The 22,231-nt window shown below is 66.6% G+C and carries 12 protein-coding genes; 7 read left to right on the top strand and 5 right to left on the bottom strand.

Annotated elements, in window-relative coordinates; genetic code table 11:
- Nucleotides 1–51: 51 nt before the first annotated feature.
- Together DK459_RS23675 and DK459_RS23680 are read left to right on the top strand one after the other, a co-directional pair.
- The gene (locus DK459_RS23675) at nucleotides 52–1,212 is read left to right on the top strand and encodes an acyl-CoA dehydrogenase family protein (RefSeq protein WP_006388226.1); all 1,161 of its coding nucleotides are present in this window, start codon (nucleotides 52–54) and stop codon (nucleotides 1,210–1,212) included.
- Nucleotides 1,209–2,579: an MmgE/PrpD family protein gene (locus tag DK459_RS23680; RefSeq protein WP_370445620.1), complete on the top strand. Its 1,371-nt coding sequence runs from the start codon at nucleotides 1,209–1,211 to the stop codon at nucleotides 2,577–2,579. The genes DK459_RS23675 and DK459_RS23680 overlap by 4 nt, the downstream gene beginning before the upstream one ends.
- A gap of 16 nt (nucleotides 2,580–2,595) precedes the next feature.
- Here the strand turns inward: DK459_RS23680 and rph are convergent, their stop codons facing one another.
- Entirely contained in the window at nucleotides 2,596–3,330 is a 735-nt protein-coding gene (rph, locus tag DK459_RS23685; protein WP_006388224.1) for a ribonuclease PH, read from the bottom strand.
- A gap of 179 nt (nucleotides 3,331–3,509) precedes the next feature.
- On the opposite strand from rph, the gene DK459_RS23690 reads away from it, so the two are divergent.
- The gene (locus tag DK459_RS23690) at nucleotides 3,510–4,439 is read left to right on the top strand and encodes a YicC/YloC family endoribonuclease (RefSeq protein WP_006388223.1); all 930 of its coding nucleotides are present in this window, start codon (nucleotides 3,510–3,512) and stop codon (nucleotides 4,437–4,439) included.
- Between the two features lie 79 nt (nucleotides 4,440–4,518).
- Here DK459_RS23690 and DK459_RS23695 read toward each other — a convergent pair whose 3' ends face one another.
- Both DK459_RS23695 and DK459_RS23700 read right to left on the bottom strand, forming a co-directional pair.
- Entirely contained in the window at nucleotides 4,519–6,102 is a 1,584-nt protein-coding gene (locus DK459_RS23695; protein WP_024068754.1) for an amino acid permease, read from the bottom strand.
- Between the two features lie 161 nt (nucleotides 6,103–6,263).
- Complete coding sequence (locus DK459_RS23700; RefSeq protein ID WP_006388221.1) at nucleotides 6,264–7,763, bottom strand: AMP nucleosidase; 1,500 nt, start codon at nucleotides 7,761–7,763, stop codon at nucleotides 6,264–6,266.
- 259 nt (nucleotides 7,764–8,022) lie between these two features.
- Here DK459_RS23700 and DK459_RS23705 point away from each other — a divergent pair, with 259 nt between their 5' ends.
- From DK459_RS23705 to DK459_RS23715, 3 genes are all read left to right on the top strand, one after another.
- Nucleotides 8,023–8,319, top strand: coding sequence for a hypothetical protein (locus tag DK459_RS23705; protein WP_024068752.1), 297 nt, complete (start codon nucleotides 8,023–8,025; stop codon nucleotides 8,317–8,319).
- Between the two features lie 59 nt (nucleotides 8,320–8,378).
- The gene (locus DK459_RS23710; RefSeq protein WP_006388219.1) at nucleotides 8,379–10,469 is read left to right on the top strand and encodes a TonB-dependent receptor; all 2,091 of its coding nucleotides are present in this window, start codon (nucleotides 8,379–8,381) and stop codon (nucleotides 10,467–10,469) included.
- A 212-nt stretch (nucleotides 10,470–10,681) separates the two neighbouring features.
- Nucleotides 10,682–11,275: a C40 family peptidase gene (locus DK459_RS23715; RefSeq protein ID WP_006388218.1), complete on the top strand. Its 594-nt coding sequence runs from the start codon at nucleotides 10,682–10,684 to the stop codon at nucleotides 11,273–11,275.
- 637 nt (nucleotides 11,276–11,912) lie between these two features.
- Here DK459_RS23715 and DK459_RS23720 read toward each other — a convergent pair.
- The gene (locus tag DK459_RS23720; RefSeq protein ID WP_110135103.1) at nucleotides 11,913–20,216 is read right to left on the bottom strand and encodes a hemagglutinin repeat-containing protein; all 8,304 of its coding nucleotides are present in this window, start codon (nucleotides 20,214–20,216) and stop codon (nucleotides 11,913–11,915) included.
- A gap of 38 nt (nucleotides 20,217–20,254) precedes the next feature.
- Nucleotides 20,255–21,958 (bottom strand): ShlB/FhaC/HecB family hemolysin secretion/activation protein, encoded by a 1,704-nt coding sequence (locus tag DK459_RS23725; RefSeq protein ID WP_110135104.1) that lies wholly within the window; start codon nucleotides 21,956–21,958, stop codon nucleotides 20,255–20,257.
- Here DK459_RS23725 and DK459_RS30835 point away from each other — a divergent pair.
- Nucleotides 21,903–22,190 (top strand): hypothetical protein, encoded by a 288-nt coding sequence (locus tag DK459_RS30835; RefSeq protein WP_162730764.1) that lies wholly within the window; start codon nucleotides 21,903–21,905, stop codon nucleotides 22,188–22,190. The genes DK459_RS23725 and DK459_RS30835 overlap by 56 nt on opposite strands.
- Nucleotides 22,191–22,231 lie beyond the last annotated feature (41 nt).

Consider the following 22,231-nt stretch of genomic DNA (forward strand, 5'->3'; position numbering starts at 1 on the left):
ATTCGATCCTGTCCCGAATTCCCTTTCATTGTCGACATCGCAACCCACCCCATGCCTCAAGCCTCCCACGCCTACCAGGACATCCGCGAAGCCGTCCGCGACCTGTGCGCCCAGTTCCCCGCCGAATATTTCCGCAAGATCGATGAAGAACGCGGTTATCCCGACGCCTTCGTGCGCGCCCTGACCGAGGCCGGCTGGCTGGCCGCGCTGATCCCGCAGGAATACGGCGGCTCGGGCCTGGGCCTGACCGAAGCCTCGGTCATCATGGAGGAAATCAACCGCAGCGGCGGCAATTCCGGCGCCTGCCATGGCCAGATGTACAACATGGGCACCCTGCTGCGGCATGGTTCCGAGGCGCAGAAGCGCGAATACCTGCCGCGCATCGCCGCCGGCGAGCTGCGCCTGCAGTCCATGGGCGTGACCGAACCCACCACCGGCACCGACACCACCAAGATCAAGACCACCGCCGTGCGCCGCGGCGACCGCTACGTCATCAACGGCCAGAAGGTCTGGATCTCGCGGGTGCAGCATTCCGACCTGATGATCCTGCTGGCCCGGACCACGCCGCTGGACCAGGTCACGCGCAAGTCCGAGGGCATGTCGATCTTCCTGGTGGACCTGCACGAGGCGGTCAAGCACGGCATGTCGATCCGCCCGATCCCCAACATGGTCAACCACGAGACCAACGAGCTGTTCTTCGACAACCTCGAGATCCCGGCCGACAATCTGATCGGCGAGGAAGGCAAGGGTTTCAAGTACATCCTGGACGGGCTGAACGCCGAGCGCACCCTGATCGCCGCCGAGTGCATCGGCGACGGCTACTGGTTCGTCGACAAGGTCACCGCCTACGCCAAGGAACGCATGGTGTTCGGCCGCCCCATCGGCCAGAACCAGGGCGTGCAGTTCCCCATCGCCCGCGCCCACATCAACGTCGAGGCGGCCAGCCTGATGCGCTACGAGGCCTGCCGCCTGTTCGACGCCCACGAACCCTGCGGCGCGCAGGCCAACATGGCCAAGCTGCTGGCCGCCGACGCCTCCTGGGAAGCTGCCAACGCCTGCCTGCAGTTCCACGGCGGCTTCGGCTTCGCCACCGAATACGACGTCGAGCGCAAGTTCCGCGAAACCCGCCTGTACCAGGTCGCGCCGATCTCGACCAACCTGATCCTGTCCTACGTCGCCGAACACATCCTGGGCCTGCCGCGCTCCTTCTGACCATGACCACCGACACCTCCTCCCCCAGCGCCACCCTCGCCGCCTTCGCCGCCAACCTGCGTTTCGAGGACATCCCCGCCCCGGTGCTGCGGCGCGCCGAAGACCTGCTGCTGGATTGCCTGGCGTCGATCCTGGCGGGCGCCTCGGCGCGCCCGGTGCTGGCCATCGACCGCTACGCCGCCGCCATGGGGCCTGCGGACGGTCCCAGCGAGATCCTGATCAACCGGCGCCGCACCTCGCCGGTGTTCGCCGCCATGGTCAACGCCGCCGCCGCCCACGTGGTCGAGCAGGACGACGTACATAATGGTTCGGTGTTCCACCCCGCCGCCGTGGTGTTCCCGCCGGCGCTGGCGGTGGCCCAGGCGCTGGGCCGCAGCGGCCGCGACCTGCTGGTGGCGGCCGTGGCCGGCTACGAGGTCGGCATCCGCGTCGGCGAATTCCTCGGCCGCTCGCATTACAAGATCTTCCACACCACCGGCACCGCCGGCACGCTGGCCGCCGCCGCGGCCACCGGCCGCCTGCTGGGCCTGTCGCCCGCGGCCATGCTGGACGCCTTCGGCTCGGCCGGCACCCAGGCCGCCGGCCTGTGGGAATTCCTGCGCGATGCCGCCGATTCCAAGCAGCTGCACACCGCCCGCGCCGCCGCCAACGGCATCGCTGCGGCCTACCTGGCGCAGGAAGGCTTCACCGGCGCGCGCCACATCCTGGAAGGCCCGCAGGGCATGGCCGCCGGCATGTCGAGCGACGCCGACCCGGCCCGCCTGACCGACCGCCTTGGCACGCGCTGGGCGCTGGCCGAGACCTCGTTCAAGTTCCATGCATCGTGCCGCCACACCCATCCGGCGGCGGACGCCCTGCAACAGGTGCTGCGCGAACACAAGCTGGCCGAAAGCGACATCGCGCGCGTGGTGGCGCACGTGCACCAGGGCGCCATCGACGTGCTGGGGCCGGTGGTCGATCCGCGCACGGTGCACCAGTCCAAGTTCTCGATGGGCACGGTGCTGGGCCTGATCGCGCGCCAGGGGCGCGCCGGCCTGCCGGAATTCGATGCCGCGCTGGACGATCCGGCAGTGGCCGACTTCCGTGGCCGGGTCACGATGGAACTGGATCCGGAGGTCGACGGCGCCTATCCACAACGCTGGATCGGCAAGGTCACGGTGCATACCCGCGACGGCCGCGTGCTGCACGGCCGCGTCGACGAACCCAAGGGCGATCCCGGCAACACCCTGTCGCGCGACGAGATCGAGGCCAAGACGCTGAGCCTGGGCCGCTATGCCGACGCCGCCACCGAAACCGAGCTGCGCGGCCTGATCGACGCGATCTGGAGCCTGGAGCGGGCCGGCAAGGTGGGCGCCCTGCTGCCCTGAGGCCCGCGCCGGCCGCTTAGGCCAGCGCCGCCCGCTGCGCCCGCACCAGGCCGGCGATGCCGTTCTCGGCCAGGCCCAGCATCGCGTCCAGTTCGGCGCGCGTGAAGGTGGCGCCCTCGCCCGTGCCCTGCACTTCCACGAAGGCGCCGCCGCCCGTCATGATGACGTTGACGTCGGCGTCGCAGGCCGAGTCTTCCTCGTAGTCCAGGTCCAGCACCGGACGGCCCTGCACCAGCCCGACCGACACCGCCGCCACCGCGTCGCGGATTGGATTCACGGCCAGGTCGCCGCGCTGCATCAGCAGCGCCACCGCGTCGGACGCCGCCACCCAGGCGCCGGTGATGCTGGCGCAGCGCGTGCCGCCGTCGGCCTGCAGCACGTCGCAATCCAGGTGCAGCGTGCGCTCGCCCAGCGCCCGCATGTCGAACACGGCGCGCAGGCTGCGGCCGATCAGGCGCTGGATTTCCTGGGTGCGGCCGCTCTGCTTGCCGCGCGCGGCCTCGCGGTCGCCGCGGGTGTGGGTGGCGCGCGGCAGCATGCCGTATTCGGCCGTGACCCAGCCCTCGCCCTTGCCCTTGAGGAACGGCGGCACCTTTTCCAGCACGCTGGCGGTGCACAGCACGTGCGTATTGCCGGCCTTCACCAGCACCGACCCTTCGGCGTAGCGCGTGAAACCGCGCTCCAGGCTGAACGGGCGCAGTTCGTCGACGGCGCGGCCCGACGGGCGGGCAATGGCGTTGGCAGTGGTCATGGCAAGGCTCCAATCAGATTCGGTTGGCGGCATTGTACGGGTTGCCGGTCGCTGCCCCGCCCGGGTTTGGAGTATCCTGCCGCGATACACGGGTTGCATATACCCGCCCGCGTCCGCGCACGACGGACAGGCGGAACCGGCGCGGCCCGATCCAAAACAAGCAACAGGATATCGACACCATGATTCGCAGCATGACCGCCTTCGGCAACGCCCGGGCAGACCTGGAACAAGGCACGCTGGCGCTGGAACTGCGCAGCGTCAACAGCCGCTTCCTAGACCTCTATTTCCGCCTGCCCGACGAGCTGCGCCACGTCGAGACGCCGCTGCGCGAACTGCTGACGGCGCAACTGGCGCGCGGCAAGGTCGAGATCCGCGTGTCGTACACGCGCAATGCCAGCACCGACCTGTCCAAGCTGGAACCGGCCTGGCTCGAAAGCCTGGCCGAACAACTGCAGGCCGCGCGCCGCATCCTGCCCGACATCGCCGCGCCGCGCCTGGTGGAACTGTTCAACTGGCCCGGCCAGCGCGCCAATGACGCGCTCGACCCGCAAGTGTGGGGCGCGGCCTGCATGCAGGCCGCCCAGGAAGCGCTCAAGCAGCTGCAGGAAGGCCGCGCGCGCGAAGGCGAACGCCTGGCCGGCATGATGCGCGATTGCGCCGACGGCGTGGCCGGCATCGTCGAACTGGTGCAGAACCACCTGCCCCAGCTGCTGGCCGACCACCGCGACAAACTCGCCGCCAAGCTGCGCGAAAGCGTGGAATCGGCCTTCCCCGGCGGCTTCACCCATATCTCGGGCGCCGAACTGTCCGAGCGCCTGTCGCAGGAAGCCAACCTGTTCGCGCTGCGCATCGACGTTGCCGAGGAACTGTCGCGCCTGCGTTCGCACGTGGAGGAACTGCGCCACCTGCTGACCGACGGCGGCGGCAAGGCCGCGGGCAAGAAGAACGCCGGCAGCGCCGGCAAGCGCCTGGACTTCCTGTTCCAGGAAATGAACCGCGAAGCCAATACGCTGGGTTCCAAGGCAGGCAGCATGGAAGTCACGCGCGCCGCCATGGACCTGAAGCTGCTGATCGAGCAGATGCGCGAACAGGCGCAGAACATCGAGTGAGGTGCAAACGCCGAGGCCGCCGCATTACCTAGCGGCCTTGGCCGGATGCAATAGGGCCGCGGAGTTCCGCGGCCTTTCTTCATCGCCCGCCAGTGCCCGGCGCAGGCGCCGTCTCCGGCCCGACCGTGGCCGGCTCGCCGCGCAGCGCCGAGTCCAGGTAGGCGCTGCGCGCCCGGGCGTCCGGGAAGGTCATGTCCTTGTAGCTGACGAAGCGCGAACCCTTGACCAGGCGGTAGCCCAGCCAGATCAGCAGGAACAGCGGGATGCCGATATAGGTGGCCGCCACCCCGCCCCAGTCGATCCGGTGCTCCAGGAAGGCCTGGTAGTTCTGGCCCAGCGTGATGATCAGGCACAGCACGAAGGCGAAGATCGGGCCGAACGGGAAGAACGGCGAGACGTAAGGCAGGTCGGCCAGGTTGCGGCCCTGCTTGACGTAGCCGCGGCGGAAGCGGTAGTGGCTGATCGCAATGCCCAGCCAGGCGATGAAACCGGTCATGCCCGACGTGTTCAGCAGCCAGATGTAGACCGCCTTGGGGCTGAAGATGAACGAGAAGAAACAGAGCGCCGCCACCACCGTGGTGGCCAGCAGCGCCCACAGCGGCACGCCGTTGCGCGCCACGCGGCCGAAGATGCGCGGCGCCTTGCCATCGCGCGCCAGGCTGTAGAGCATGCGGGTGGCGGCGTACATGCCGGAGTTGCCGGCCGACAGCACCGAGGTCAGCACCACCGCGTTCATGATCGAGGCCGCCGCCAGCAGGCCGGCGCGCTCGAAGATCAGCGCGAACGGACTGACGCTGACGTCGGTGACGTCGTTACGCAGCAGGTGCGGATCGGTATAGGGAATCAACAGGCCGATCACCAGGATCGCCATCACGTAGAACAGCAGGATGCGCCAGAACACCTGGCGCACGGCACGCGGCAGGTTGCGCGCCGGATCCTTGGATTCGCCGGCGGCGATGCCGATGAGTTCGGTACCCTGGAACGAAAAGCCCACCACCATGGCCACGCCGATCAGCGCCGCGAAACCGCCGGCAAACGGCGCGTCGCCCACGGTCCAGTTGGCCACGCCGCCGTCCTCGCCGCCGCGGATGATGCCCAGCAGCATCATCACGCCCATGGCGACGAAAGCCAGCACCGCGATCACCTTGATCAGCGCGAACCAGAATTCGGCTTCGCCGAAGCCGCGCGCCGACAACGCGTTCAGGCCGAACGTGATGGCCAGGAACAAGGCGCTCCAGTACACGCCCGGCACGTCGGGAAACCAGTAGGCCATCACCAGCTGCGCGGCCACCAGGTCCACCGCCACCGTGACGGCCCAGTTGTACCAGTAGTTCCAGCCCAGCGCGAAGCCGAAGCCGTCCTCGACGTAACGGGCGCCGTAGGTCGAGAACGACCCGGACACCGGCATGGCGGCGGCCAGCTCGCCCAGGCTGGTCATCAGGAAATAGACCATCACGCCGATCAGCACATAGCCCAGCAGCGCCCCGCCCGGTCCGGCCTGGGCGATGGTGGCGCCGGAGGCCACGAACAGCCCCGTCCCGATGGAGCCGCCCACCGCGATCATCGTCAGGTGGCGCGCCGACAGGGCGCGGCGCAATTCGGACGGTTCTGCCGCCCCCTTCTTGCCGCCGGCGCGGTGCTGGTCGTGTTCCGTCAATGCCAAAGTCGTGTTCCTTCAGAGCAAAAAAGCCCCCGCGGATTGTGCCCCCGGGCGCCGTGGGATTTCCACGCAACGCGCGAGCATAGCGCAACTGCCCCCGGCCGTCGAAACCGCGGGGGAGCCGGCGGGGATCCGTCCCCACCCGCGAAGACCTCGCTACAGGTCTATTGAAACGCCGTTTCCATGAAGGTGCGCAACTTGCGCGAGTGCAGCCGCTCCGGCGGCATGCCGCGCAGGCGCTCGAGCGCCCGGATGCCGATTTCCAGGTGCTGATTGACCTGGCGACGGTAGAACGCGCTGGCCATGCCCGGCAATTTCAGCTCGCCATGCAGGGGCTTGTCGGACACGCACAACAGCGTGCCGTACGGCACGCGGAAACGAAAACCGTTGGCCGCGATGGTGGCCGACTCCATGTCCAGCGCGATGGCGCGCGACTGCGCGAAGCGCTCGACCAGCTCGACATGGTCGCGCAATTCCCAGTTGCGGTTGTCGATGGTGGCCACCGTGCCCGTGCGCATGATGCGCTTGAGGTCCCAGCCGGACAGGCCGGCCACCTCTTCCACCGCCTGCTCCAGGGCCACCTGCACTTCGGCCAGCGCCGGCACCGGCACCCAGGTGGGCAGGTCGTCGTCCAGGACGTGGTCCTCGCGCACGTAGCCGTGGGCCAGCACGTAATCACCCAGGCGCTGCGAATCGCGCAGGCCGGCGCAGTGGCCCAGCATCAGCCAGGCGTGCGGGCGCAGCACCGCGATGTGGTCGGTGATGGTCTTGGCGTTGGACGGCCCCACGCCGATGTTGACCAGCGTGATGCCGGAGTGATCGCCGCGCACCAGGTGATAGGCCGGCATCTGCGGCAGGCGCTGGCCCTGGCCTTCGTCGGCCGGGCCGGATTCGCCGCGCCGCGTGATGCGGTTGCCCGGTTCCACCAGCATCTCGTAGTCCTCGTTGCCGCTGGCCATCAGCGCGCGGGCGCGGGCGCAGAACTCGTCAACGTAGAACTGGTAATTGGTGAACAGCACGAAATTCTGAAAATGCGCCGGCGCCGTCGCGGTGTAGTGCTGCAGGCGATGCAACGAATAGTCCACCCGCTGCGCCGTGAACGGGGCCAGCGGCTTGGGTTCGCCCTCCTTGCCGCGCCAGGAGCCGTTGACGATGGCATCGTCCGTCACCGCCAGATCCGGCACGTCGAACAGGTCGCGCAGCGGGCGCTTGAGGGCCTCGAGGTGCTCGCCTTCGACGTAGGCGCCTTCCGGGAAGGCGAAATGCAGCGGGATCGGCGAATCGGATTCGCCCACTTCCACCGCCACGCGGTGGTTCTGCAGCAACTGGCCGACCTGCTCGATCAGGTAGTCGCGGAACAGGGTCGGCTGGGTGATGGTGGTCTGGTAGATGCCGGGCTCGGCCACGTGGCCATATGACAGGCGGGTATCGATCGGGTCGTAGGTCTCGACCAGGATGCGGATGGCAGGGTAATAGGCGCGGGCCCGCTCGCGGCCGCTGGTGGAGCCCTTCAGGACATCGCGAAACGCCGCGCGCAGGAAGGCCGTGTTGCGCGCATAGATTTCGGCCAGCCGGTCCACCGCCGCCACGGCGTCATGGTAGGGCTCGAAAGGAATCGCCTCGGGCCGGTTCATCGAGGACAAAGGGTGTACTGCGTTCATCATTGAGCTTGGCTCCGCTTTCTTATGGTCTTCTTTCAGCGGCCGCTCGCGGCGATCAAGCCGGGAGGGCCGATGCCAACGATTATGCCCGAGCCTAGGACTACATGAAGCGTCATATTCGGCCGCGTTGCGCGGCCGGATGCGCGGGCGCGCATCGCCACAATCAAAGAAACAATATATCATTCCGATTTTTCGCCTTTCCGCCCCGCCCATGCCGCCGGCTTCCCGCCTCCATCCCGCTGCGCGCCCTGCCCGATGGGCAGTGCTGGGTTGGCTGTGCGCCTGCCTGTTGCTGTCACCGCTGGGCGGCGTGCGGCACGCGCTGTCGCACCTGTCGGGGAGTCCCGCTTCCAGCCAGGACGACGCGCACACGCCCGACAAGCTGGGCCATTGCGACCTCTGTCATATCTGGGATCTGCTGGACGCCACGCTGCCGGCTTCCTTTCCCGCATTCGCCTGCGGCGCGCCGCGCATCGCGGCGTCCGCGCCGGTGCCAAGCGGCACCACCCTCATCGCCACGCCCTGGTTCCAATCGCGCGCCCCGCCCGCCGCGGCCTGACACCCGCCCGCCCGATTTCAACCGCCGCCGCCCGCCGGCCGGCAACCAGGATTGCCACCATGCTTTTTGCTGCTTCCCATGCGGGGACGCGTTCGTCCCTGCGCGCCTTTTCCCTGAGCCCGCTCGCCCTCGCCTGCCTGCTCGCCTTACCGCCGGCCGCCCGCGCCCAGGCCGACGCGCCTGACGCGGCCACGCTGTCGCCCGTCATCATCACCGCCAACCCTCTGGGCAGCGAAGCGCTGGCCTCGCCGTCGACCGTGCTGCAAGGCGCCGGCCTGGACCTGCGACGCGCCTCGAACCTGGGCGAGACGCTCAACGGCCTGCCGGGCGTATCGACCACCACGTATGGCCCGATGGTGGGCCGCCCCATCATCCGCGGCATGGACGGCGACCGCATCCGCCTGCTGAACAACGGCGTCGGTTCGCTCGACGCCTCGTCGCTGTCGTTCGACCACGCCGTGCCGCTGGATCCGCTGTCCACCAACCGCGTCGAGATCCTGCGCGGGCCGGCCGCCCTGCTGTATGGCGGCAGCGCCATCGGCGGCGTGGTCAACACCATCGACAACCGCATCCCCACCGAGCCCATCGACGGCATCCACGGCGACGTCGCCGGCAGCTACGGCGGCGCCAACAACGACCGCAACGGCGCGATCCAGCTCGAAGGCGGCGACGGCACCTTCGCCATCCACGCCGACGCCTTCAGCCGCAAGACCGGCGACCTGCGCATTCCCGGCTACGCCCGCACCTCGCGGCAACGCGCGATCGACGGCCCCGACCGGGACCAGCCGCGCGGCACCCTGCCCAACAGCGACGGCCAGGCCAGCGGCGGCGCGCTCGGCATGTCCTGGACCGGCGACCGCGGCTATGCCGGCCTGTCCTACAGCGGCTACGACTCCGACTACGGTTCGGTGGCCGAGCCGGACGTGCGCATCAGGATGCGCCAGGAACGCTTCGGCTTCGCCAGCGAGCTGCGCGACCTGGAAGGCCTGTTCACGAGCGTCAAACTGAATTTCGCCTACACCGATTACCAGCACAAGGAGATCGAGGACGGCGAAACCGGCACCCTCTTCAAGAACCGCGGCTACGAGGCCCGCATCGAGGCGCGCCACGCCGACATCGGCCCGCTGCACGGCGTGGTCGGCCTGCAACTGGGCCAGACGCGCTTCTCGGCCCTGGGCGAGGAAGCGCTGGTGCCCACCACCGACACCGACGCCATCGCGCTGTTCGCGCTGGAGGAATGGAAGATCAATGATCGCCTGACGCTGAGCGCCGGCGCGCGCGCCGACCATACCCGCCTGACCCCGGGCGGCGGCGGCAACGAACGCTTCGACGGCTCCAACCGCCGCACCTTCACCGCCGGCAGCTTCTCGCTGGGCGGCATCTACAAGCTGGACAGCGCCTGGTCGGTGGCCGCCAACACCGCCTACACCGAGCGCGCGCCCACCTTCTATGAGCTGTACGCCAACGGCCCGCACGCCGCCACCGGCCAATACCTGGTGGGCGACCAGAACCTGGCCAAGGAACGCGCCTGGTCCGGCGACCTGTCGCTGCGCTACAAGAAGGACGCCGACAGCGCCAGCGTGGGCGTGTTCTACAGCCGCTTCTCCAACTACCTTGCCGAGATGAACACCGGCCGCTTCCGCGACGATGACGGCGATCTGGTGGCCGCCGGGGACGACGAGGCCCTGCCCGAGGCCCGCTACCAGGGCGTGTCCGCGCGCCTGTACGGCGTGGAGGCGGAAAGCAGCACGCGCGTGCTGCAGCTGGGCGGCCACAAGCTGGACCTGGGCCTGTCGGGCGACTACACGGTGGCGCGCAACAGCGATACCGGCCGCTCGCTGCCGCGCATTCCGCCGCTGCGCCTGCGCGTGGCGCTGGACTACGGCTACGGCCCGTACAGCGCCGGCTTGAGCGTGTCCAAGGCCTTCGCCCAGCACAGCCGTCCGGACAACGACACCGCCACCGCCGGCTACTACAGCCTGGACGCCAACGCCGGCTACCGCTTCAAGGTCGCGGCGGTGCAGTGGCAGGCCTACGTGCGCGGCATCAACCTGACCAACCAGGACATCCGCTACGCCACCTCGGTGCTGCGCGACGTCGCGCCCGAGGGCGGCCGCGCCGTGATGGTCGGCCTGCGCGGCAGCTTCTGACCCTGGCGCCCGGCGCCCGTTACCTTTTCCCGACCGGATCAGGTAACGGGCGGCCCGCCAGGATGCTGCATTGCACTACAAATGTAATGAAACTTTATTCCATTACAATGCGATGGCAGTTCGTGAAGCTCAAGCCTCCCCTGCCCCCTTTCCGCCGGCTTGTCCCCCGTGGACAAAGCCATGCCGCCCACTCCGATTTTTGAAGTGACGTAATGACGCCGCCCACGCGAAAAGCCCGCCTTGCCTTTTTCCGCCTCCCCGCTTTGCTGTCAGCGCCCCTGCTGGCCCTGACGTTCTCCTGGTTACCCGGCGCCGCCCAGGCGTCGATCCCCTCCGAGCAGGCCCGCGCCTCCCTGTCAGGCCTGCGCCTGGCGCAGGACCCCACCGTGCCGACCCTGCGCGAACGCGTGGTGCAGGCCGGCCTGGCCGCCATCGGCACGCCCTACAGCTGGGGCGGCGACGATGCCGCCGAAGGTTTCGACTGCAGCGGCCTGGTGCTGTACGTCTACCGTGAGATCGCCGGCCTGGAACTGCCGCGCACCGCGCGCCAGCAACGCACCCAGGGCGACACGGTGAACAACAAGAAGCAGCTCAAGCCCGGCGACCTGGTGTTCTTCGCCACCCGCGGCCGCGGCATCACGTCGCACGTGGGCATCTACATCGGCCAGGACAAGTTCGTGCACGCCCCGCGCCGCGGCGCCAAGGTGCGCGTGGACGAAATGAAGAATCCGTACTGGTCCAAGCGCTACCTCGGCGCCCGCAGCTACATCGATACGGCCAAGGGCCAGATGCTGGCGCAGAAGTAAAATCCTGAATAAGGGCCGCCGCGCGGCGCGCGCTTGCAGCCTCCCCTCCGAGGGCGCTGCCTTGTCGCGAGGCCGCCGGCGCCATCGCTCGGCAGCACGCTTCGATTCAGCACGGCCGGCACCTGATAGGCGGTCTTTGCCGGCACGCGCCATTACTCCACGCGTTCCTTGCCGCGACGCGTAAAATGCCGCGGCGGCGGGCGATCCCCCAGCGATTGCGGCGGCCACACGTCCGACGCCCAAGTTGGCCACGATACGCCGTTTGGCGCTGGCGGCAGTGGACCGCACTTCTCTAATTGGTAGCACGGGGGAACGAACTGATAGCCCTTCTTCTGCATGCAGCGTTTAAGCTCATCGAACAATGCCTCTGACTCCTTCCGATACTGTTCGTCAGTAAGCTCGTTCTGGTTCTTAAGATAGAACCTTCCGTCTTCAGCTCCGCCGCATGCTTTCCAATCCATCCAACGGCCTTCCTCTGTTTGGCCATTTAGCGGCCAATACCACTCCATCGGTAGGACCACGTACCCAATCCAAGCTTTTGTCCGGGGCGACCTGCACATATACCGCGGAAGCGTGAGGCAGCAGCCCGCCGCTAATAGCAATAAAGCTGATGAGAAAAATAGCCTTATCGTTGTTTTCATCGTTTCATCCTCAACAAAATGTCCAGTGCTTTCCATGCTTGGGGCGGCAGCGCTTCTGATAACGCAAAAGGAGTGGCGGGCACGAGCGCAATGGCGGTCCAGGTTTCATATATGAAATCCTGCACGGGCGTCAGGCCGCGCCGTGCATTGCCCTGCTCGTCGTAATATCCGCTCAGGGTGCCGCCAATGAAGTCATGCGAGCCGCCATAAGCCTCATGCGCCAGATCCAGAATTCCCCCAGGCGAATACGCAAAACCGAGAAGCGTTCCAGGTCCGCCCTGGTTTCCGCCAGTGGGTCCGGACATTTCCTTGCCTAGATCGGATTCGAGAAATTCGGCCATCGTCATCCCGACCTGGGATGGATCAAACCGGACGCGCCCATTTCCATCCAACTCAAGTTTCGGAATGCCGTTTGCATCGAGTACGGATTTGCCGTTCGCGTCGAGCTGAGTCCTGCACCTTTCATTCACCTCGCCGCACAGTTTGTCCAACACCACCCGCGTCCCCGCCGTCTTAAATCCATCGCCCCGAATACCCGCGCTTTCCCCGCTCTTGTTATCCAGCGTCGTCTCGCCGTCGGTAATACCGGCGAACTTCTCCGAGTCCCCAATCGTGTACCGCCGCATGCGGTCGGCCGCCTCCGACAAGCCCGCCTGCAGCGCCGCCACGCCGCCCGAACCGCCCAGCGCGCCCACCGCCACGTTCAGCAGCCGCTCCTGGGTATTGATCTCGTTGATCTGTGCCTGCAGCGCCTCGATCTTTTCCGGGTCTTGCGTGGCCTTGATCTGCTGGCGCAATTCCGCGCGCTTCTGTTCCGCGTGGCGCTCGATGGCCGCGCCGGCTTGCTGGCCGAACGCCGCGATGATTTCCGCCTCGGCCTGGACTTGCCGGCGCAGCTTGTCGCCATCCCATTTTTTCGTCAGGCCGCCGGCGCCATCGCCCGCCAGCACGCTTCGATCCAGCATGGCCAGCACCTGGTCGGCGGTCTTGCCGGTGCGCTCCCATTGGACGTTTGGGTCGGTGATGGTCACGGCCGCGCCGCTGATACCGGTGCGCGTCATGCTGTTTTCGCTGCCCTTGCGCACGCTCATGCCCGGCGCGCCGGCGCTGGCGCTGTTGCCGAAGTTCCGTACCGACCAGGCATCACCTTTGCCCGCGACATTGCTGGCCGCGGCCTCATCAGCCTTCCTGGCGCTGCCGCCGCCTTCTTTCTGGCCGTCTGACTGCTTGCCATCGCCGGCAACGCTGAAGCCTCCCGACAGACTCACCCCCGTCGCCTTGTAGCGGCTGTGGTTCTCGATGTCACTGACGGTCAGGCTGCCTGTCATCACGGTATTCAACCCCCGCTTCACCGCATCTTCGGACGAGGCGATGGCCGCGCCCCTGAGGTCGATGTTGTCCCGGGCTCTGATCTGGAAGCCGTCATCGCCTGCTTCAAGGCGCGATCGCTCGACGACACTGGCGAAATCGCCATCCACCTGGCTGCTGGCGTAGCTGCCGCTGGCCGAGAAGCCCGCGCCCACGGTGACGCTGCCGCCGATCTGGGAGTCCCTGCTCTTGAAGGTACTGGTGTCTTGCAGGCTCTCGATGTTGAGGCTGCCGCCCGCGTCGGCCATCACCTGTCTGCCGCGGGCCACCGCCCCGCGCAGGCGAATGGCGCCGCCGGACTCCAGTGTCAGGCGTTCGCCGGCAGTGACGTGGTTGTTGGTCCAGGTCACGTCCTTGCTTTCGCCCGTGCCGCTGGCCCCGCTCGCATTGGCGGTCGCGCCGAACGCCGGACCACCTTGGCCCATGGATATCGCCGCGCCCACACCCGCGCTGGAATTGCTGGTCTTGCGGTCGGTTTCAACGGTGTTTCTTGCCGCCAGCAGGTTGATGTCGCCGTCGGCCTTCAGCACGGCATCTCCGGCCGCGCTGATCTCGCTGCCGCTCATGGTCAGGTCGGAGTTCCGGCCGCCGCCGGTGGCGCTGATGCGCACATCGCCGCCCGCCGCCACGATGGACCCGGCCGCTGTGTCATGGGTGGCGGTGGATTTGCTGTCGCTTTTGCTGGCGCCAACGGTGATGGAAATATTGACGCCGCCCGCGACTTTCGGATCCGCGCTAACGGCATCGTAGGCACTCTTGGCCGCCAGCCCCGTGGCCGCGCCTGCCAGCGCCTGCACGCGTCCATCGCTCGTCTGGCTGGCGGCGCGCGTCATCTGTCCGGCGGTTTCAATGGCAGACAGGACCGGCGCGGAGATCGCCACGGTCAGGCCGGATTGGCGGAATTTGTTTTCCTGGACGCTGCGGCGGGTTTCCCGCGCCTCGACGATGTCCACTTTCTTGGCGTCGATATCGATATCGCCCCGCAGCGCCAGAACATGGCTGCCAATCTGCTGGTAGTGGTTACCCGCCACCAGCATGACGTCACCTCCCGTGGAGCCCACGGTCGAGGCGGCGGCACGGGTATTGATGTCCTTGCGGTCACCGCTTTGCATCTGGTCGCCGATGGTGAAGGCAAGTCCCCCGTTGTAGAGGAAGCCACTTTTCCGGGTTTCGCTGAAATGGCTTTCCTTGCTGGTTTCGGTGGCGGCCCGGAGGATAAGGTCGTTGTGAGCCATGATGACGGTGCCAGCATCGGAAACGACATTGCTACCGGTGACGGTGACGTTCTGACCGCGAACCGCGACGGTGTCGCCGCTGAAGGTGCTGGCAACCGCCCGGGCTTCTTCCAGGCTGTCGCGGGTAGTCTTTTTGCTGGAGCCCAGCAGGCTCCTGGACTTGTGCTGGCGGCCTTCGGCCCAGTTACTGCTCGCTTCGCCAGCCAGGATGTTCACGTCGCCCTGCGCCACGGCAGCCAGGACGCCCTGCTCGCTGGTGACGCTGGCGGCGGTGGCGTTCAGGTCGCGCCCGGCTTGCAGGCGCAGGTCGCCTGCGGTGCTGATCTGGCTGCCCACATCTTCCACGTAGCCTTGTTTGAGATAGTTGTGAGCGTTGCCGACGTTGTTTTCCTGTTCGGCGATCCTGACCGTGCCCAGCGCCAGGTCGCGGCCGGCGACGACAGTCGTCTGACCCTCTTTGCCGCTGTTGACGACCCGGCCAGCAATCAGACCGACGTCGCGACCCGCCGAAGCGAGCAGGATGCCGCCGGGGTTGGTGACGTAGAGGCCCGCCACGCGGTCCAGGCTGGCTCGGCTGAAATCGCTGCGCCCGGCCTGCCTGGCGCCGCTGTGGGTGGTGCTGACGACATTGAGGTCGCGTCCGGCCATGAGCTCCAGGGCGCTACCCGCGTCCAGTGTTCCACCGATGTTGTCGATGTCGGTCCGGGCGTCAAGCGCCACGGCATCGCCGGTGATGTGCCCGCCAATATTGCGCAGATTCTCGCCAGTGAACCTGACCACAGCGCGTCCGGCGACGGTCCCGGTATTGACGAGATCGCCTTTCAGGTTGAGATCGACGGTACTGGCGGCCAGCAGCGTACCGTTGCCGTCAATGTCGCCGGGTTTCACGCGGACGTAGACCTGCGGCACCAGGGCGCGCGTGGCGCTGCCGTCGGCCAGCGTCACGTCGCGTTCCACCAGCCAGACGATATCGCTGGTGAGCCGGGCCATCTGCGCCGCGCTCAGGGCCACGCCAGGACGCAGGCTCCACGCCTTCGCGTAGGTGGCGCCGGCTTCAAGCAGGGCGCGATACTGCGCTTCGTCGTCGGCATGACCGTCGAGGAAACGGCGGCCAGTCAACTGGCCTACCTGGTCGCGAACCAGTTGCTGCTCGTAGAAACCATCGCCCAGGCGCTTGTGCACGGTGGCCGGATCATAGCCAAGCTGGGACAGCATGTAGTCGGAGCTGAGCCAGTTGCGATAGTCGGCAAAACGCGGGTCGGTCTCGACCAGATAGCCACTGGCATCAGGGACGATGCGGAACAGACTGCTGGCGGGCACGTCGGTGTCCACCCGAACGGTACGAACGATCTCCGGCGCACCGCCATTGGAGCCCGCCACCTCCTGCCCCGGGATCTGGACGGGACCATTGCCGTCAGTGGCATGTGTCTCGGTGACAGCCCCCGGACCGTGGACGCGGCCGACATCCACCCGGACTTCCGTTATCTGCCCCGGGCCGATGCCGCCGGTGGCGCGGACACCGCCGCCCACCCTGGCATCGACCGGAGGGTTCTGGCGGTCAGTCACCGCGAAGCCGCTGCCCTTGCCAGCGGCGTTCTGCACGATGCTGGAAACATCGAGGTCGAACGTTTTCACCATGTCGGCTGGGGCGTAGGCTATCTTTCGGTCCCATTTGCGCTGGTGGTACTGTCTCCTGCCGCCGCGCCACCTTGAGCGGGTGTACTGGCTGGTGCCAGCCTGATGGATCACGTGCTCGCCGATGGCTGCCAGATTGTCGAGGTGGTCCAGATCGCCCCGCAGGACGCCGCCGGCGATGATCCGGCTCTTGTCGTTGACCAGTTCTTCCCCTCGCAGGATCACGTCGCCGCCGGCGCGAATGAGCGCGGGCGCGCTTTCAGTCACCCGCGTCTCGTACTCGCTTTGATTGACGTCGTACTGGGTCCAGTCCTGGATCTTTGCGCCGGTTTTCCCGTGCCGATAACGTCCGGCCCTGCTCCAACGTTCCCAGCGGTACTCGCTGGCATCGTGTTTTTCGGGATCGCCCCCAGGCTGTATGTACAGGCGCCTGGTCGGGCCGCTGATCTGTGCCAGTTCGGTACGGAAATGCAGATTGCGATTGAGCAGGCGGGCGCCGTCCAGGGTCAGTCCGCCCAGCGACTCGATAGTGGCGCTGTCGTTGAGGATGAGGTCGGCGCTTGCGGTCGCTTGGTCGTTGGCGTCCAGCATGCCGCCAATGTTCAGCGCATCGCTGCTTCCGCCCGCGCTGAAAATCAGCGCCTTCTCACGGTTGTTGATGATGCCGGCACCGATATCCAGCCGCTGGCGCGCCGCCAGGACCGCGCCGTGGCCGTCTTCCTCGCGGTTGTTGGCGGTACCCGCCCCGATGGCAAGATGGTCACCATAAAGTCGCCCGCTGCCCACGTTGTCCAGGGTACCGGCGTCGATACGGGTCTGGCTGCCGTCGATGAGCCCGCGGTTGGTCAGGGTGTTGTGCGCGGCAACGGTGGTGCGCATGCCGTTCATCTCGCCACTGGCATTGTTGTTGACGTCGGCTCCGTGTACCTCGAGGTCGTCAGCCCGCATTACGCCATCGTTGGTCAACATACCCGCAGTGCGGATGACGGCGTAGCCGTTGGCCGTGATTTCCCTGAGGTTGGCGAAGTCCTGCTGAAGACTTAGGCTCAGGTCGCCTCCGGACAACAGGCGGCCATCGCCACCCAGGCTGTCGGCGGCCAGGTCGAGCGTTCGGCCGGCAATCAGTGTGCCTTGCGGATTCTGGACGCGGCTGACGGTCACGTCGATGCCGCCGCCCGAAGAAATGTTGCCGTGCGTGTTGTCGAGCAGGCCTGCCGCATCCGGACCGCGGATATCAATGAGGCTGTCGGCTGCGATGGCGCCGGCAGTATTGTCGGTGCGACTGGCAGTCAGTACCACGCTGTCGCCCTGTAAACCGAGCGGCTGGCCGGCATCCGCGCTCTGCGTGTCGCGGTTGAGGATTTGCGCGGCGTTGAGCGCCAGGCGATTCCCGGCAACCATCAGGCCGCCATTATTGTTTGCCACGCCAGAGAGGGCGGCCTTCAGGTCATTGCCCGCCTGGACCCTGCCACCGGCGTTGTCGAGCGCCGTTGCTCCGATATCGGCATCAGCGCCGGCCCCCAGTTGTCCGGCGGTATTGTCGATGTCGCCAGCGCGGGCGACGAGCTCCCCCTGGCTGTACACGACACCGTCGCGATTATTCAGGTTGCCGCTGCTCAGTGCCAGCGTGTCGCCGCTGAGAATACCGCCGGTGCTGCCGGCATAGGTATTGGTCAGCGTCTGAGCGTGCGTGTCCACGTGCATTCCCTGCCGGGACTGCAGGAGACCGCGGGCATTGTTCAACGCACCGCTGTCGATACTGAGTGTCCCGTCGATACTGGCGATGGTGCCGCCGGTATTGTCGAGCGCAGCCAGATGCGTATCGACGGCGACGCTGGCGCCGAGCACCGTGCCGCCGGCATTGTCGAGTCCGCCACTGGCCAGACTGACGTCACCCGCGCCCTGCGGCGTGCCACCCGCGTTCCCGGTGTGGCCGGGGGTGGCCACGCCCAGCCGGCCTTCGGTGGAGACGATCTGTCCATCACGGTTGTCCAACGTACCGCGAACCCTGACATCCAGCCGTCCGCTGCTGCGGAGCGTGCCTCTGGCTGTAGTCAGTGCGCCGGTGTCTATCCTGACGGTCCTGGCCTGGGTGGTGGCGCTGGTCAGATCGGTGGTGTCGCCTTTGAGGTCCAGCATGCCATTGCTGGCGATGTTGCCGTTCCCACCGTGCAGGGCGGCAGCGTTGATAGCGAGACGGCCGTCGCCGGCGTGCAGAATGTTGCCATTGGCATTGTCCAGGGTGGCAGCGTTGATACGAAGATCGCCATTGCCGGCAATGGCGCCACTGTCGCTGTTGTCAAGCAGCCCCGTGATCCGGATATGAGTATCGGACCTGTCGCTGTGCCGGAAGGCGCCGGCGCGGTTGGAGAAGTCCCGCGCGTTCAGGACCACGGGACCGTCCAGTTGCATCAGGCCGGCATCGTTATTGAGCAGACCCGTCGTGATGCGCGCGCCGGCGGCAACCCTGATTTCACCCCTGCGATTGCTTAGGCCGCCGCCGCTCACCGCAAACTGGCGTACGCCAAGATGTCCGGTGTCGTTGTCCAGACCGTCCCTGGCGATAAGGTCGATAGGCCCGCCGGCCATGATGTGGCCACCCTCATTGTCGAGCGTGCCGGCGATGTTGAGTACGCCACCGGGCAATGATGCAATGCCGAAGGCCGGCTGAGTACCGTCGCCGCCAGCGTTCGCGCCATGCGGCGAGTCACCTGAAGTGCTGCTGTTTCCGCCGCCAGTTCCGCCACCCATACCCACTTTCGGCGCTTCCCCCTCGCCCGAAGGCGTATCGGTCTGCGGCGCAGCGATGCCGATATGCCCGCCATCGCGGTTGCTGATCTGACCAGCCTGAAGCGCCAGGTCCTGCAATCCGGTCTGCCCGATAACCCCGCCGCGGTTGGTCAGGGACTGCGCAGTCACATCGACGCGCCGCGCATTGAGCGTCCCCCCGCTGTTGTCGATATCTTCAGGGGTGTAGACCGTCAGTTCGCGGCCGGCGCTGAGCATACCGGCATTGGCAAGCCCCGCGACCGCGTTGATGCGGGCGTCGGCCCCGGCCTGCATTGTGCCCAGATTATCCAGGCGACCGTCGGTGGTGACCACCAGTTGCCCGGTCTGAGCGCCCACCATGCCAGCGTTGCGAACGCCGACTCCATGTTCGGTTCCCACCAGCACGATCTTCTGGCCGTACATGCCCCCGAGCGCGCCCACATCCAGCGCGAAGACGGGCGCATCACCGCTGGCGGCAATCGTTTGTACCCGGGCGTGGTCGGCACTGACCTCATTGGTGCCTGTAGTGACTTGAAGCTGCCGCGCCCAGATCCCGGCATTAGCCTCCACCGAGCGGGCTATCAGATCCGTGTAGTTCGTGGCACTGGCGTCCATGCCCTTGCCGTTAACCTGGATTGCACCGCGCTGAACGCGATAACTCTCCAGCGAACCGCCATTGATGACCGGCCCGCCTGTGGTGACGGTGGCCCGGTCAGCGTTGATGAAGCCGCAACCGTCGCAGGAAATACCCGCCGGGTTGGCGATGACGAGCTGCGCCCGGTCGCCAGCGACTTCAACATACCCGTTGAGCCGGCTCGGGTCGCTGGAGTTGACTTCATTGAGGATGACCCGGGCGGTACCTCGCGCCAGCCACGGATTACCCTGTACCCAGCCGCCAAGCTGCGTTTGCGTGTTCGTGCGGGCGTTGTTGAGAATGGCGCCCTGCTGCCCGACATCGAACTGCCTGTAGGTATTGCGCGAAACGCCGGCCCCGCTGGGGGTCTGGATATTGACCAGCGGAACACCATTGGGCGCTTCCAGCACCGTCGGTCGCTGATTGCCGGGCGCGCCGGGGTCGGCCACAATCTGCGCGTTCGCCAGAGGAACGATGACCGCCTGACCGAGAACGAACGCTACGGCAAAGCGCAGCGGACCGAGTGTTGCAAGGAAGCGGCTACGGGCGGCACTCACCCTTGGACCTGTCCGCCGTCCGTCACGCCGGGCTATTTCCGCCACAACCTGAAACAGCCCCAGCGTCCGGTTGAAAACGATGCGATAGATATTCCTGTTCATGCCATCACTTCCCTTGCTTACGCGCAATCGATACGGATTCAGCAGGACCAGTTGAGGGTGAAACCGGCTGTCAGCGACCCACTCCGGAAACCCCTGGGTCTGGAAAGTGGCGTACCGGCAAACAGATCCCACCCGAAGCCAGCCATGCCACCGCGCAGGCCCATGACCGAGCCGGCCAGGTTGCGCCCCTGGAGCCAGCCAGTGGAAGGACCGGACACGTGGCCATAGTCGGCTCCGAAATAAAGTTCCTGGCCGGTACCGAGCAACAGACCGATTTCGTTGCGCCAGACCCAGCCTCGCTCGCCCATGAGCGTCAGTTCGCCGTCAAAGCCACGCACGGTGTAACGACCGCCGATCGAGAAACGGTCTTGCGGTACCAGCGGCGTGCGCTCCCATTGCGCGCGCCAGCTACCGATGTAACGGGCGCGCTGCGAACCCATCAGGAACGGGATCATCAGTCGGACATCGGCGGTGATGACCTTCATCCTTGAGGTCCCTTCGCCGAAGTCTTCCTCGGGCGCGGCCATCGCCTTGAAAGCACCGGTGCCGTGCCGCCAGGCGAGACCGGCGTCAAGCGCGCTTTCGTTCAGGTATTCACGGTGAGTCAGGCCCAGTTCCCAGCCGCCGGTGCGGCGGCGCTGGACCTCGATTTCCGTGTCATCAATGAAATTGCTGGACCTGCGCATCCAGCTGCGTCCGTAGAGCGAGGTCTTGCGGCTGGCATCCCGATAAACCAGACGCGACAGGCGCATTTCGGCGTTGTTGCTGGTACCGCCGTAGACATAGTCTTGACTGTATCCGGCAACGGTCTGGTGATACCTGTAGCCGCTGACGGTGGTACTGAGGATCCAGTAGCCCCAAGGCACGCTGTAATGCGTGGTGTAGCCCCGGGTGCCCTTGCCACTGGCGTTGAAGATGTCGTGACCGAGGTTGATGTAAAACAGGTCGTTCCACGACAGTGGCGAGTCGAGCGAAAGTGTGGCTGCGCCCTGAAGCCTGCCGGTCGCCCGGCCGCCAGCGTCGTCCAATGACACGCTGAATCGGACGGGAGGGGAACGCTGCCGCCAGAGGATCACCAAATCGCTGTCGCCGGGGCCAGCATCGTCTCCTTCAGCGGGCGTGATTCGAATGTCGGCCTCTACGGTGGGCACGCGCCTGAAATTTTCCAGCGCCTGTTCGATATCACGCAGATTGAGCAGGTCGCCGCGACTGGCCGGCACGGCATTCCTGGCGGTGGCCTTGAGCGACGTACCGGGCGCGAAACGGATGGCGCGGATGCGGCCAGGCACAACGGTCAAGGTCAGAATGCCGCCTTTCAGGTCTTGGGGCGAGGCGAGAATGCGGGTGGTGACGAAACCCCGCGCAACGACGGCGTTTTGCACACGCGCCATGACCACGCTGATGCCCTCGGCGCCAAGGCAGCGCCCCGTGGCGGTGTCGTTCTCGGGATCGGCGGCGCTCAGGGACCAGAGAAAGCGCTGCGCGCCCTCGCCATCAAGACGGATGCGTTCGATCGGGAAGCATGGCGTCTCGTTCCGTGGCAGCAGTTCCGAAGACGGTGCGTGCGCGGGCCGTAGCCACACCCGCGGAGCGGGTTCCTGTTGCTCGCGCAGTAGCTTTTCGCGTTCCTGATGGCGCAGCAATTCCTGCGCGGCGCTGCCCTGCGTCTGTGCGGACGCCGATACCGTGAACACCAGCAAGCTGAACGAGATCCATGCCCCCCGCCGCAACCACCCGACCATCCTCTTCCCCTATGTACCCGTGTGCAATCATGCTTCGGCATTGGATGGCGACAAGGCGGACATTGGGATGCCGCGAGCTGATTTGTCCGACCAGGCGCTGGTCGGAAGTCACGTTCTCGGATCAGATAACCTATTGACGGTGAACGGCGGCAGTGCCTCGAGCTTCATGCCCTGCGAGAGCGAACCGGAAACCAGCGAGAAAAGCGCCCAAGGGCCAATGCCAGTCAGTTGAGCGAACGAAGGGCTGCGAATCACGCAAAAAGGAGCGCAAAA

The sequence above is a fragment of the Achromobacter sp. RW408 genome (assembly GCF_003184165.1).
GTDB lineage: Bacteria > Pseudomonadota > Gammaproteobacteria > Burkholderiales > Burkholderiaceae_B > Achromobacter > Achromobacter xylosoxidans.

Excerpts from the sequence above, each read along its gene's own strand:
- DK459_RS23675 (WP_006388226.1), top strand. The coding sequence starts at position 52 with ATGCCTCAAGCCTCCCACGCCTACCAGGACATCCGCGAAGCCGTCCGC.
- rph (WP_006388224.1), bottom strand. The coding sequence starts at position 3,330 with ATGACCACTGCCAACGCCATTGCCCGCCCGTCGGGCCGCGCCGTCGAC.
- DK459_RS23690 (WP_006388223.1), top strand. The coding sequence starts at position 3,510 with ATGATTCGCAGCATGACCGCCTTCGGCAACGCCCGGGCAGACCTGGAA.
- DK459_RS23700 (WP_006388221.1), bottom strand. The coding sequence starts at position 7,763 with ATGATGAACGCAGTACACCCTTTGTCCTCGATGAACCGGCCCGAGGCG.
- DK459_RS23710 (WP_006388219.1), top strand. The coding sequence starts at position 8,379 with ATGCTTTTTGCTGCTTCCCATGCGGGGACGCGTTCGTCCCTGCGCGCC.
- DK459_RS23715 (WP_006388218.1), top strand. The coding sequence starts at position 10,682 with ATGACGCCGCCCACGCGAAAAGCCCGCCTTGCCTTTTTCCGCCTCCCC.
- DK459_RS23720 (WP_110135103.1), bottom strand. The coding sequence starts at position 20,216 with ATGAACAGGAATATCTATCGCATCGTTTTCAACCGGACGCTGGGGCTG.
- DK459_RS23725 (WP_110135104.1), bottom strand. The coding sequence starts at position 21,958 with ATGGTCGGGTGGTTGCGGCGGGGGGCATGGATCTCGTTCAGCTTGCTG.